The organism is Streptomyces sp. NRRL B-1140 (genome assembly GCF_001280065.1).
GTDB lineage: Bacteria > Actinomycetota > Actinomycetes > Streptomycetales > Streptomycetaceae > Streptomyces.
On the sequence record NZ_LGEA01000113.1, the window covers coordinates 1 to 12,519 of the forward strand.

A 12,519-nucleotide genomic window follows, 5' to 3' on the forward strand; every position below is an offset into this window, starting at 1 on the left:
ACGGCGACGAAGCCGCGGTGAACCTCGCCGAGATGGTCCTGCGCATGCTGGGCGTCCCACCGGACGACGCCCACGAGGTCGCCCGACGCCCCCTCCCCGGCCCCGCCTCACCGGCCACCCCTCTCGGCGGACAGGTCCGGTGACTCGGAGGCCCGCCCGGTACAGGGAGGCGGGCCGGGTCACCTGACCCGGCCCGCACCTGAGTATTCCGCTGTGTCACCGTAGGCCCGGCTCGCACCTCGTGCGCCCCCGGCGCGTCAGGGGTGTGCGGCGAAGTACCGGGCGATGCCCGCGATCCCCTCACTCACGGCTCGCTCGACGATGGGCGCCAGGGCCTCGGGAAGGATCTCCTGGCTGTAGACCACGCGTGAGCCGTCCACGTCGGGAAGCACGTCGATGGTGCCCAGGTGGAAGTCGATCGGCTGGGGCATGCCCGCGACGAACCGGTACTGGAAGCGGCGCAGCGCGTCGTCCTTCGTCACCACGAGGGACTTCAGCGTGCCCTCGGGCGTGGTCAGGTGGCGGTGGGTGCCGTCGAAGTGGGCCTCCTGTACGGCCGGGAACCACTGCGGAATCTTGCTCACGTCGGTGAGGACGGCCCAGACTCGGTCGGGGTCCTGTGCGACTCGGGTGTCGAAGCGGAACGTTGCCATAGGGACTCCCTGATGGTGGTGATGACGGCTTTGGGCAGGGGCAGTACCCGGCAGGATCGAAAGCGGTGGCGGGAGCGCTTTGTGGATCGCCGAAGGGTGCCTGCGTGCCGGCTACGGCGTGGTGCAGTTCCGCATGCTCGTGCAGATCGGTCGACACGGTCGCCGGATACAAGGCCCGCGCGGCCTGCCACCGCCGGTCAGGACGCGGGTCAGGCGCCGATCATGTTGAAGCCGCCGTCGGCGTTGAGGTAGGCGCCGGTCATGTGGGCGGCGTCGTCGGTGGCGAGGAAGAGGGCGGTGCCCGCGAGTTCGGCGGGGCCCGGGATGCGCCCCATCGGGGTCTTGGCGATCATGTCCTCGCGGCGGCCGGACTTCCAGTCCGCGCGGCTGAGGAGCATCTCGGTCTCGATGAAACCGGGGGCGAAGGTGTTGACCCGCACGGCGGGGGCGAACGCCTGGGCGTAGGACTTGGTGATCCCGAGGATGCCGTACTTCGCGGCGGCGTACTGCGGAGCGCGGGCGCTGCCGCGCACGATCACGGTGGAGCCGATGTTGACGATCGCTCCGTGGCCCTGCTCCAGCATCCTTGAGCCGAACTCGTGGACGCACAGCATCGTTCCCTTGATGTCCACCGCGAGGACGTGGTCGATGGACTCCTCGGTGAGTTCCCGCCAGGACATCTGGTCGCCCGCGACGTCGCCGACGTTGTTCACCAGCACGTCCAGGCCGCCGAAGTGGCCGAACACCTCCTCGGCCATGCGGATGACGTCGGCGTGGACGGCGATGTCGGCCTGCACGGTGAACGCATCGCCGCCGGCCTCCTTGATCCGGGCGACCGTTGTGTCGGCTCCGGCCGCGGAGTTGCGATAGTGGACGGCGACGCGGGCGCCCTCCTGGGCGGCGCGGACGGCGATCTCGGCGCCGTAGCCGGTGCCGGCACCGGTGACCAGGACGGTACGGCCGTCGAAGCGGCGGGGAATGCTCTGCTCTGTCATGGGACGTCCCTTCAGAGGTGTACGGCCGTGAAGCGCTGCCGGATCTCGCCGATGCCCTCGATACGGCTGACGAGTTCGTCGCCCTCGGTGAGATATCGGGGCGGATCCATCCGGTTGCCGACCCCGGCCGGGGTGCCGGTGAAGACCAGATCGCCTGGGAACAGCGGCACTACGGCCGACAGGCGGGCGACGAGCTCCGGCACCGGGAAGATCATGGACTTGGTGCGATCGTGCTGGACGGGCACACCGTTGAGCAGCCCGGTGATCTCCAGGTCGTCGGGGTCGTCGAACTCGTCCGGGGTGATGAGGACCGGCCCGGTGGGGCCGAAGCCCGTATACGACTTGCCGAGACTGAACTGAGCGGGTTTGCCTCGCAGTTGTGTGACGCGTTCGGAGAGGTCCTGGCCGACGGTCAGACCGGCGACAGCCTCCCAGGCCTGGTCCTCGCTCGCCCGGTACGTCTCCCGCCCGATGACGGCGACGAGTTCGACCTCCCAGTCCACCTTGCCCGCCGGGAGGGCCACCGTGGTGTGCGGGCCGGTGACGCAGGCCGGGAACTTGGTGAAGACGAGGGGCTCGTCGGGCGGGGTGAAGCCGGCTTCCGCGGCATGCGGCGGGTAGTTGAGGGCGATGGCGAACACTTGCCGGGGGCGCGGCACCGGCGCGCCCAGTGCGGTCGGATCGACGGGGATGTCGAACGCCCCGTCGGCCAGTCCGGCCGCCCACTCGCGCAGCCGGGGCCACTCCTCCAGCAGGGGCATCGGGTCGGTGGGCAACCGTCCCTTCGAGGCCCATCGGACATCCGCGGCCCGGTCACCGCGGACCACGACGGCCCGCCCGTCGATGACGCCGAGTCTCACCAGTCCACCTTCTTCGGTACAGGCGTTCCGTGGCCCTGCTCCCAGCTGACGATGGGGTTGCGCAGGACGCCGAGCCGTTCGACCTCCGCCTCGACGACGTCACCGGGCTTGAGGTACATGTCGGGATCGCCGCTGAAGCCGGCGACGCCCTGCACCGTGCCGGTGGTGATCAGGTCGCCCGCGCTGTAGCCCTGCGGGGAGTGGTAGGCGACCAGATGCGGGATGGAGACCGACATCCGGTTGGTGTTGGACTTCTGCCGGACGACGCCGTTGACCCTCAGTTCCATGTCGAGGTTCTGCGGGTCGGGGATCTCGTCGGCGGTCACGATGTACGGGCCGACGGGGCAGAAGGTGTCGATGGCCTTGCAGAAGGAGAAGACGCCCGACTCCATCTCACGGCGCTGGATGTCGCGGGCGGTGATGTCGTTGAAGACGACGTAGCCGGCGATGTGCTCGGGAGCGTCGTCCACGCCGAAGAACTTGCCCGGTTTGCCGATGACGACGGCAATCTCCAGCTCGTAGTCGAGTTCGCTCGTCAGGTGCTCGGGGTGGATCACCGGCTCGTCGGGGCCGACGATCGCGTCGACGTTCTGGAAGAAGACGATGCCCTTGTGCATGGGGTGCGACCAGTCGACGTTCTTCGACTCGTCCTCGTGTTCACGGAAGTTGCCGGAGGTGTGGAAGAACTTCTTCGGCACGATCGGCGCGCGCAGCGTCACGTCGTCCAGGGCCAGGCGGTCCCCTGTCTCCGCGACCAGGCCCTCACGCTCGAAGTACTCCCGCGTACTGGCCACTTCCAGTGGAAGCACCAGCCGCTCTTCGAGTTCGAGCCTTCCTACGCGTCCGTCGTCGAACGTGACCAGCTTCATCGTGTACCGCTTTCGGTCTGGGGTGGGTCGCAGGGATCTGCGGGCTCTTCTCCCGCGAAGACGCGCAACTGCAGGGCGAGCAGGGCGTAGTAGCCGACCAGGGCCGTGAGTTCGAACAGGCCTCGCTCTCCCCACGCGGCCACCGTGTCGTAGTACTCGCTGTCGCTCAGCGCGCCGGTTCGGGTCAGCGCGGCGGTCGCGGACAGCGCCGTCCGCTCGGCCGGGTCCGGCAGGTTCGGCAGTCCTCCCGAGCGCAGGGCGTGCAGTTCGGGTTCAGTGAGGCCGTGCGCCCGGCCCACGGCCTCGTGCGCCGCCCACTCGAAGGCACTCCCCCAATGGGCGGCGACGACCAGGATGGCCATCTCGCGGACCCGGTCGGTCAGGACCGACTCATAGCGCACCGCCGCCCCGACCGCCTGGACGGCCAGCCCGACGGGCGGGCTCAGCAGCATGGCGTTGAACGGTCCGCGCAGCCGGCCCCCCTCGTCGACGAGGGCGAACGCCTGTGGTCCCGCGGCCCGGGGGCCTGCTGTGATGGTCCGGTAGACCTCGCTCTGCTGCTCGTCCAGTTCGCCGGGCAGCAGTCCGGCAAGGCGTGCGGTCATCCGCGCTCCCTTCGAGGCAGATCCAGGGTGTCGGGGGGCCGAAGGAGTCGGAAGCTCAGACGAGCGTGCGGCCGCCGTCCACGTAGAGCACCTGTCCGGTGACATACGAGGCGCGAGCGGAGGCCAGGAACAGCACGGCTCCGACCACGTCCTCCGGCTGCCCCAGGCGTCCGGCGGGGACCAGGCCGGTCATCTCCTCACGCATGCCGGGCTTCGCGAGGTAGGCGCGGGTCAGCTCGGTCTCCGTGTAGCCAGGGGCGACGGCGTTGACGGTGACCCCTTCGGCGGCCCATTCCCGGGCCATGACCTTCACCAGCTGGTCGAGGCCGCCCTTCGACGCCGCGTACGGGCCGTGGTGGCGGTGCGCGAGCAGGGAGGAAACGGAGGAGAAGAACACCATGCTGCCGTGGCCGGCCTCGCGCATCAGCCGGCCGGCGGCGCGTCCGGCCCAGAACGCCGTCGAAAGGTTCAGGGTGATGATCCGGTCCCACACCTCGTCCGGTGTGTCCACCACGGGACGGCGGTCGTTGGTGCCCACGGCGTGTACCAGCACGTCCAGGCCACCGAGTTGGCGGGCCGCCGTGGCGACCGCCCGTTCGCAGGCCTCGGACGACGTCAGGTCCGCGGTGAGTGTCCGTACGACGGCGGCCCCGCAGTCCGGATCGTCGCGCAGGGCCTTGAGGCGGGCCTCGTCCGCGTCGACGACCGTCAGCCGTGCTCCCGCTTCCGCCAGGCCCCGGACGCAGGCGGTGCCCAGTCCGCCGGCCCCGATGACGAGCGCGCGGCAGCCCTCAAGGCCGAGCCACCCGGCGGGCGGCCTGTGTGTCTGTCTCGAAGAAGCCGTCACGTGAGCTCGATTCCGGCCCCGGCCGCCACCCGCTGGTAGTCGGCCCCGACGTCCCGCAGGCACATCTGCAGCATGTTGTCCGCCAGTGCGTTCCCGCTCTCGCTGAGACCGCCGTCGTGGATGGACAATGCGCTGCGCGGTCTGATCTCCCGGGCGTAGTCGATGACTTCGCCCGTCTTGGACCACGGGCCGTGGACGGGCAACAGGAGCGTGTCCACCGGGCGCGTGGGGACGGTGAAGGCGTCGCCCGGGTGGAAGACGGTGGCTGTGTCGGTGTCCCCTACGAGGAAGCCGACGTTGGTGACCCGCGGCAGGTCCGGATGGACCACGGCATGCAGTTCTCCGTGCACCTCGACGCCGATGCCTTCGATGTCGAAGGCGTCCCCGTCACCGACCACGGTGACCCGGCCGCCGCCGAGCCCGGCAAGCTGGTCCGCCACGGCCCGGTCGGCCCAGATCCGCAGGCCGGGGTCGGCTTCGGCTGCCGCGCGCAGCACGGGCTCGGCGAAGTGGTCCACATGCTCGTGGGTCACGAGCACGGCGTGGGCACCGTCGAGCGCGTGCGGGTCGGAGTAATTGCCGGGGTCGATGACGATGACGACGCCGTCCTGCTCCAGCCGGACGCAGGCGTGGCCGCGCCTGGTGAGTCGCATGGGTCTGCTCACTTTCCCAGTTCGTCGGCGGGCACCCAGGTGCCGTGGAAGCCGTACCGGAGCCGGAAGGGGATCTTCACGGTGGCGATCGGGCCGGCGGCGATGTCGAGGGCGTCGAGGACGACCAGGTCGTGCCGCATCTGATCGCGCCGGCCGACCAGCGCCAGCAGATAGCCGTCGCCCTCGGCGGCGTCCGCCGACTTGGGTACGAATACGGGCTCCTCGGGCGCGGAGTGCTCGCCCGGGGTCCAGAAGTCCGTCGCGCCGGTGTGGTCGTCGCGGTGGATGAGGGAGTTGAACGGCGGGCCCATGGGGCCGATCGCGGCCATCGGCACATCGGGGTGCATGCCACCGACCCAGGAGTGCCGGTTCTTCTCCATCAGCACGCGGGGGTCGACCCGGGGCATGTCACCGGGCGAGGAAAGGAGCTTCTCGCTGCGGTAGGTGTCGGTGGCGTCGTCCCAGTGGGCGGCGCCCTGGGTGAGGTCGAAGGTCCAGCGGTGCAGGAACGGCGGCTGTTCGGGCAGGAAGCCGGCGGTCGTCTTGGGGAACTGGGAGAACCAGCCGGACTTGGTGGTGAAGTGGTCGCCGACGAGGGTGTCGCCGTCCGTCCAGGCGTTCAGGGTGTGCGTCTCCAGGAGCCGCTCGCTGCGGAACCACTTGATGCCGCTCACGCCCTCGTCGCGGGGGATGATCGCGACGTAGGTCTCCCGGTTCGGGTCCCAGACGAAGTACTGCTCCTCCGTCTTCAGCTGCTCCGGGTCGGCCACCATGGGCGAGATCGTGAAGACCAGGTGGTCCCGGGTGACCAGCCAGTCGTGCACCATCGACGAGTACGGCACCTCGAAGGTCTGGGTCCGGGTGACCTTGCCGTCCGCGGCGATCTCGTAGATGTGGATCTGCTTGTCGGGCAGACCGCTCGCGTTGTAGGCGAAGGCCATCAGTTCGCCGGTGCGCGGATCGTGCTTGGGGTGCACGGTGAAGGTACGGCCCGGGATCTGGCCGGAGAAGTCGTAGACGCCCTTCGTCTCCAGTGTGGCCGGATCCAGCTCGTACGGAAGGGCCGCCTCCTTGAGTGCGAGAAGCTTGCCCGCGTGCCAGACGATCGCGGTGTTGGCGTTGCTGTCGTCGATGCCGGCGACGGAGGGGTCGTCGGTGTAGGGGTTGCGGTAGGCGCCGAACAGGGCCTGGCGCGCCTGGCGTTCGAGCTGGAAGCGCTGGGTGCGGACGTAGCGCGTCTTGAGATCCGCGTGTCCGTTGTCGAACCGCACCATGTGGATCATGCCGTCGCCGTTGATGTACACGTCGTTCGCGAACCGCGGCGGGTACTGGGTGTCGGCGGCGGCGCGATAGAAGGCACCGTTCAGCTCGGGGGGTATACGGCCCTCGACCTCCAGGTCGTATACGTCCGCCTCGATCCGCGACGGAGCGAAGAACCCCTGGAAGTGCCGCGTGTCCGGGAACTGCATCGTTTCCGGAGGCGGCTGGGTGCCCACGGGCTTCTGCCCGGGTGTCCCGTCGGACTGCGTCGTTGCAGTGGCCATGGCTCTCTCCCTTGTGGCAAGGTCGGATCAAGCGAAGGATTTGATTGATTGATTCGTCGGCCGGCGGCGCTCTGTTGCGAGAAGAGGCGCAGCGGAATCTGATGAAACCGTGCTGATCGGCTGGTGCTGACCATCATGTCCTCGGGATGTCATCGGCGTCCAACACTGAAACACGCACGAAACGATCGGAGAATGCGATGGATCTGCGGCAGATGGAGTACGCGGTGGCCATCGCCGACGAGCTCAACTTCACCCGGGCCGCGGCGCGCTGCCGCATCGGTCAGTCCGGGCTCAGCCACCAGATCACCCAGCTCGAGCGGGAGGTCGGTGCCCGGCTTTTCGAACGGACGAGCCGCAGCGTCCGGTTGACCCACGCGGGCCAGACCTTCGTCGCCTGCGCGCGACGGGTGCTCCAGGCGGTCCAGGAGATGCAGGCCGAGATCGCCTCGCTCGACGGGCCTGTGCGAGGACGGTTGCGCATCGGTTCGCTGCCGCTCACGGCCGGGAAGATCGACCATCTCGGCCTGCTGCGGGAGTATCAGGAGGCGTACCCCGCGGTTGAGGTGACCGTCTCCGACGCGGACGGTGTGGAAGCCGCCACGCAGCTCCTGACCGGCGAACTCGAAGTCGCCGTGATCGCCCTGCACGAACCGCAGTTGCCCCAGGGCATCGCGTACCACCTGCTGCGTCTGGCGCCGCTCGTGGCCGTCGTGGGCCGCAGGCACCGGCTGCGCGGAACCGGCGTCATGGATCTGGGCGAACTGGCCGACGAGCGCTTCCTCGAATGCAGCCCGGACACCGGACTGCGCATGCAGGTGGACGCCGCGTTCGACCGGGCGCGCGCCCGCCGCCGCAGTGTCTGCGCGTTGCGCAGCGCGGGAGACCTCGCCTCACTTGCGTTGGAGGGCATCGGAGTCACCATCGTGCCCCGGCCGGTGGCCGACGCGGTCATCCCGGGCGATCACGCCGACTGCGTCCTGCGCCTCGACGACCCGCAGGCGCTCCAGCCGCTGGCCCTCGCCCATCGCGACCCCGCTCCGGCCTCTCCGGCCGCGCAGGCGTTCCTGCGTCTCGCGCTCACCCGCCTGCCCGGGCCGGGGGCACTCGGGTTGGAGGAGGTGCCGGGTTCGGCCGAGCCCGGCGAGCGGTGACGGGCTGCTGTCCGGGCCGTCGGACGGGCCCCCGGCGGCAGTGACCGGCGGTTTCTACGGCCTCTCGCGCTCGTTCGTCCTGTACGGCCGCGAGGTGACCGTCTTCTGCACCGCCCGTGCTCACACGCACGACCGTCACGGGGCGGAGGCCAGCTGCCGGAGCTTGCGGACCGGCATCGTGTGGTTCACCGTCGCCGCCGCGCCGGCCGACCAGCGCAGAAGCAAGGAACTGCCGTCGGCATCGACCCGATCCGGTTCACCGAGTTCAGCCGGCTCCCCTGCGACCTTCGCCTCGACGCCGAACTGGTTGGTCCAGAAGTACGAGGGAAGCGAAGCCCCGGCCACGTCCTCTCCCAGCAGTGCGGCCGCGGCCACCCGCGCCTGCTCCACCGCGTTGGTCCAGTGCGGACGGCGGCACGTCCCACGGACCACCGCCGCATCCCCCGCCGCGACGATGCCGTCCGCGACGCGGCCGCGAGAGTCGGTGACCACACCGCGGTCGAGTGTCAGGCCGGAACCGGTGAGCCAGTCGACGGCGGGTACGTCCCCGACCGCCGACACGATCACGTCGGCTGTGAGAAGGTCACCGTCGGCGTCGACGCCCTCCAGCGTGTGGGATCCGACCAGCCGGACGCCGCAGGGCACCGTCCTGAGCACCACTCCGTACTCACGCGCGGCACTCGTGATCATCTCGGCGAGCACCGGCCCGAGCACCCGGCGCAGCGGCGGGTCCCGGTCGACCACCGTGACCTCCAGGCCGAGAGTCCGGCACGTCGATGCGATCTCCATGCCCAGCAGCCCGGCTCCGACCACCAGGACGCTGCGAGCGCGCCTCAGGTCCTCGCGCAGCGCCGCGCAGTCGGCGAGTGTGCGCAGCACCCGTTCTCCCGACATGCCGCGAGGGCTCAGCCGCCGGGCCCGCGCCCCTGTGGCGATCACGAGACCGTCGTAGGGCACCGGCTCGCCGCTGTCGAGGATCACCCGGCGTGCCCTGGTGTCCAGCGAGACGGCCCGGGCCCCGAGCCGCAGCACGACGCTGTCGTCGAGGGGCGGCAGTGCGGTGGAGGCGTCCGTCGCCTCGCCGGACAGCACGCTCTTGGACAGGGGAACCCGGGTGTAGGGCTGCTCCGTCTCCGCACTCAGGAGCGTGACCGTCCCGTCGAAACCCCGCACACGCAGCCAGCTCGCGGCGGTCACCGCGGCGATCGAGCCACCCACGACGACGATCCGCTTCATGACGTCGCCCGCAGGGCCGCGACAGGGCAGGAACGCACCGCCGCGAGGGCGGTTGCGTCGTCGTGCTCACCGCCGGGGACCAACTGCACCATTCCGTCGTCGTCCACCTGGAACACCTCCGGTGCGACGGCCTCGCACACAGCGTGCCCCTCACAACGGCCAGGAACGATTTCGATGCTCACGGTCACAACCTTCCGGTGGTTACGGTGACCGGCAGGCTGTCCAGCCCGCGGATCACGTTGTTCAGGTGCCGGCGCGGCGGGCCGGCGAGTTCGATGCGGTCGACACGATCAAGCAGCGCGGAGAAGACCGCCTGCGCCTCGATGCGCGCCAGCCCCTGGCCGGCGCAACCGTGGACGCCGTATCCGAAGCCGACGTGGTCCATCGGCTTCCGGTCGACCTGGAAGCGGTCCGGATCGGTCCACTTGCGGGAGTCCCGGTTCGCCGATCCGAACAGCAGGCTTACCTGTGCCTGCTCCGGGATCACCACGTCCTCGTACGCGACGGGGCGGGTGGTCCTGCGGAAGAACATCTGAACGGGCGATTCGTAGCGCAGGATCTCTTCGAACACCGACGGCACGAGGCTCCGGTCCTTCCGCAGCGCCCGCCACGCCTCGGGTCTCTCCGCGAGCAGCCACAGACCGCTGCCGATCGCGTTGATGGTGGTGTCCATGCTCGCCACGAGGTACGCCCGCAACAGCGGTACGACCTGATGCGCGCCGATCACTCCTCGGTCGGCGGCGCGGTGGACGGCCTCGCCCCAGCCGCCCGGTTCGAGGTTGTCGCGGCTCATCATCGCGGCGAGTTCGTCGAACAGCGTCTCGGCGATCGGCAGGGATTGCCGGGTGCGGTCGTTGAGCGGGCCGAAGGTGTTGAAGAAGGCGTCGGCGAACCGCAGCACCTCCTCCCGTGCCGCCAAGGGCATCCCGATCAGGTCGGCGACGACACTCACGGGGAAGACGCGGGCCAGGTCCCGGACCACGTCGAAGGTCTTGCGCTCCACGAGCGGGGCGACGAGTTCTCCGGCCCTGCGGCCGATGTCCGTCCGCAGCCTGGCGAGGGCGCGCGGCGCCAGGCTCTCGGACAGGACACCGCGCAACACCTCGTGTTCCGGCGGGTCCGACGCGAGAACTCCGCCCCGGCGCCGCTCGTTCAGAGCCGGTTCGAGACCGACACTGTCGACCGAGGAGAACCGCCCGTGATCGCCCAACGCCGCACGCACCTGCGCGTACCGCGGGAGTACCCAGCAGTCGTGGCGCGACAGGTAGACCGCCGCCCCGAGACCGCGCAGGTCTTCGTAGACGGGGTACGGGTCGTTGAGCACCTCGTCGTCGAAGATGTCCACATCGGAGACGGGTGTGGTGGTCGAGATCATCCTTGGTTCCTGTCGCTGTGTGGTCGGCGCGCCGGCGCGGGGCGGGCGCCTCGCCGGACCTTCAGAAGGGGTAGGAGGCGTGCTGGGTGGCGAGGGTGATCCAACGGGTGTTGCTGAAGGCCTCCATGCCCCAGCGGCCTCCGAAACGGCCGTAGCCGGAGGACTTGACACCGCCGAACGGCGCCTGAGGGTCATCGGCGACGGACTGGTCGTTGATGTGGACGATGCCGGTCCGCAGCCTTTGGGCCACCCGGAGCCCGTGCGTGCCGTTCTCCGTGATGATGCCGGCGGTCAGACCCTGGTCGGTGTCGTTGGCCATCGCGACGGCCTCGTCGTCGTCGGCGAAGGTGTCGACGACACAGACCGGCCCGAACGCCTCCGCGGTGTGCAGGTCGGCGTGGGCAGGGACCGCGCTGAGGACGGTCGCAGGGTGCACGGCGTCCTCGTTCTCGCCGCCGACGAGCACGGTGGCGCCCTTGGCGACCGCGTCCTCGACCAGGGCGGCGATCCGCCGTGCTGCGAAGAGCCCGCATCGCTGGTCGGGGTCCGTGTTGACCAGCGGGCCGATCACCGCGGCCGGGTCGGTGGGATCGCCGGACGGCAGCGCGGCGACCTTGGCCGTGAACTTGGCGGTGAACTCCTCGGCGAGCGACTCGTGCACCAGGATCCGGTCGGCGGACATGCAGATCTGCCCGGAGTTCATGAACGCCGCGAAGGCGGCGGCGTCGACCGCGTAGTCGACGTCGGCGTCGTCCAGGACGATGACCGCGTTCTTGCCGCCCAGCTCCAGGAGCGCGGGCTTGAGATGGCGAGCGGCAAGCTCGCCGATGATCCGGCCTATGTGCGTCGAGCCGGTGAAGTTCACCGCGCATACCGCCGTGTGGGCGATGAGGGCTTCGGCGATGTGCGGAGCGTCGGCGGGGTCGTTCGTGATCACGTTGAGGACCCCGTCGGGCAGTCCGGCATCACGCAGCACTTCCCCGATGAGGAGTCCGGCGGACAGAGGAGCCACTTCGCTCGGTTTCAACACGACCGTGTTGCCGGCGGCGAGAGCGGCGGCTACCGCGCGGGTCCCGAGAATGACGGGGGCGTTCCACGGCGAGAACGCGGCTACCACGCCCAAGGGTTCGCGCACCGCCAGGCTGAGGGCGCCCTCGTGCGGGGTGGTGAGCACCTCGCCCCGGGGAGCGGTGATCAGAGCGGCTGCCTCGCGCAGCATCGTGGCGGCGAGTGTCACGTTGAACGAGGCCCACAGCCGGGTCGCGCCCACCTCACCGGCCATCAGGTCCACGACCTGCTCGCGCCGCTGCTCCATCAGGTCGGCGGCGTTGACGAAGATCGCCCGACGGGTGAACGGATCTGTCCTCGCCCAGTCCTCGAACGCGGCGTGGGCGGCGTCGACGGCGCTGCTGACGTCCTGGACGCCGGCCGCGGCCACGGTGGCGTACATCGCGCCGGTGGAGGGGTTGATGACGGGCATGGTGCGGCCGGATTGCGCAGCCTGCTCTTTGCCGTCGATCAGCAGTTCATGTGTGATGGCCATGCGGGCGGCTCCTTTGCCGGGAAGGTTGCACCGCGGGCGCGATGCGGGGTTCGCCGGTCCACGCGGTGGGTCTCCGCACCCAGGGAGACAGTCGGGCATGACAGGGCCGGGCCCGCTGTCGGCGACGCCACCGGCGAGGACGGCTCAGGCCACGCCGATGTCTGCGGATGCCTTTGTGTGGATGGCGA

General features: G+C 69.9%; 13 protein-coding genes. 1 reads left to right on the forward strand and 12 read right to left on the reverse strand.

Annotated features, from left to right (window positions below):
• Window positions 1-257: 257 nt before the first annotated feature.
• The 8 genes from ADK65_RS25910 to ADK65_RS25945 all read right to left on the reverse strand — a co-directional run bounded on the left by ADK65_RS25910 (window position 258) and on the right by ADK65_RS25945 (window position 7,026).
• Window positions 258-653, reverse strand: coding sequence for an SRPBCC family protein (locus ADK65_RS25910; protein ID WP_053673151.1), 396 nt, complete (start codon window positions 651-653; stop codon window positions 258-260).
• 209 nt (window positions 654-862) lie between these two features.
• Complete coding sequence (locus tag ADK65_RS25915; RefSeq protein WP_053673154.1) at window positions 863-1,648, reverse strand: SDR family NAD(P)-dependent oxidoreductase; 786 nt, start codon at window positions 1,646-1,648, stop codon at window positions 863-865.
• An 11-nt stretch (window positions 1,649-1,659) separates the two neighbouring features.
• Window positions 1,660-2,508 carry a fumarylacetoacetate hydrolase family protein gene (locus ADK65_RS25920; protein WP_053673156.1) on the reverse strand — a complete coding sequence of 283 codons (849 nt, stop codon included), beginning with the start codon at window positions 2,506-2,508 and terminating at the stop codon, window positions 1,660-1,662.
• Entirely contained in the window at window positions 2,505-3,377 is an 873-nt protein-coding gene (locus ADK65_RS25925; RefSeq protein WP_053673157.1) for a fumarylacetoacetate hydrolase family protein, read from the reverse strand. The genes ADK65_RS25920 and ADK65_RS25925 overlap by 4 nt, the downstream gene beginning before the upstream one ends.
• Entirely contained in the window at window positions 3,374-3,982 is a 609-nt protein-coding gene (locus ADK65_RS25930) for a carboxymuconolactone decarboxylase family protein (RefSeq protein WP_053673159.1), read from the reverse strand. Before ADK65_RS25930 ends, ADK65_RS25925 begins: the two co-directional genes overlap by 4 nt.
• A 55-nt stretch (window positions 3,983-4,037) precedes the next feature.
• Entirely contained in the window at window positions 4,038-4,829 is a 792-nt protein-coding gene (locus tag ADK65_RS25935) for an SDR family NAD(P)-dependent oxidoreductase (RefSeq protein WP_053673162.1), read from the reverse strand.
• On the reverse strand, window positions 4,826-5,482 hold the full coding sequence (locus ADK65_RS25940) for an MBL fold metallo-hydrolase (RefSeq protein ID WP_053673164.1): 657 nt from the start codon (window positions 5,480-5,482) through the stop codon (window positions 4,826-4,828). Before ADK65_RS25940 ends, ADK65_RS25935 begins: the two co-directional genes overlap by 4 nt.
• Before the next feature lie 8 nt (window positions 5,483-5,490).
• Window positions 5,491-7,026: a carotenoid oxygenase family protein gene (locus tag ADK65_RS25945; protein WP_234352958.1), complete on the reverse strand. Its 1,536-nt coding sequence runs from the start codon at window positions 7,024-7,026 to the stop codon at window positions 5,491-5,493.
• 197 nt (window positions 7,027-7,223) lie between these two features.
• Between ADK65_RS25945 and ADK65_RS25950 the strand changes: the two genes are divergently transcribed.
• A complete protein-coding gene (locus ADK65_RS25950) occupies window positions 7,224-8,177 on the forward strand; it encodes a LysR family transcriptional regulator (protein WP_053673168.1) in 954 nt (317 codons plus the stop codon).
• Window positions 8,178-8,312: 135 nt separating this feature from the next.
• Here ADK65_RS25950 and ADK65_RS25955 read toward each other — a convergent pair whose 3' ends face one another.
• From ADK65_RS25955 to ADK65_RS25970, 4 genes are all read right to left on the reverse strand, one after another.
• Window positions 8,313-9,413: an NAD(P)/FAD-dependent oxidoreductase gene (locus ADK65_RS25955; RefSeq protein ID WP_053673169.1), complete on the reverse strand. Its 1,101-nt coding sequence runs from the start codon at window positions 9,411-9,413 to the stop codon at window positions 8,313-8,315.
• Entirely contained in the window at window positions 9,410-9,601 is a 192-nt protein-coding gene (locus tag ADK65_RS25960) for a ferredoxin (RefSeq protein ID WP_078956142.1), read from the reverse strand. The genes ADK65_RS25955 and ADK65_RS25960 overlap by 4 nt, the downstream gene beginning before the upstream one ends.
• Window positions 9,598-10,788 carry a cytochrome P450 gene (locus ADK65_RS25965; RefSeq protein WP_053673171.1) on the reverse strand — a complete coding sequence of 397 codons (1,191 nt, stop codon included), beginning with the start codon at window positions 10,786-10,788 and terminating at the stop codon, window positions 9,598-9,600. Before ADK65_RS25965 ends, ADK65_RS25960 begins: the two co-directional genes overlap by 4 nt.
• A 61-nt stretch (window positions 10,789-10,849) precedes the next feature.
• Window positions 10,850-12,331: an aldehyde dehydrogenase family protein gene (locus ADK65_RS25970; protein ID WP_053673172.1), complete on the reverse strand. Its 1,482-nt coding sequence runs from the start codon at window positions 12,329-12,331 to the stop codon at window positions 10,850-10,852.
• Window positions 12,332-12,519 lie beyond the last annotated feature (188 nt).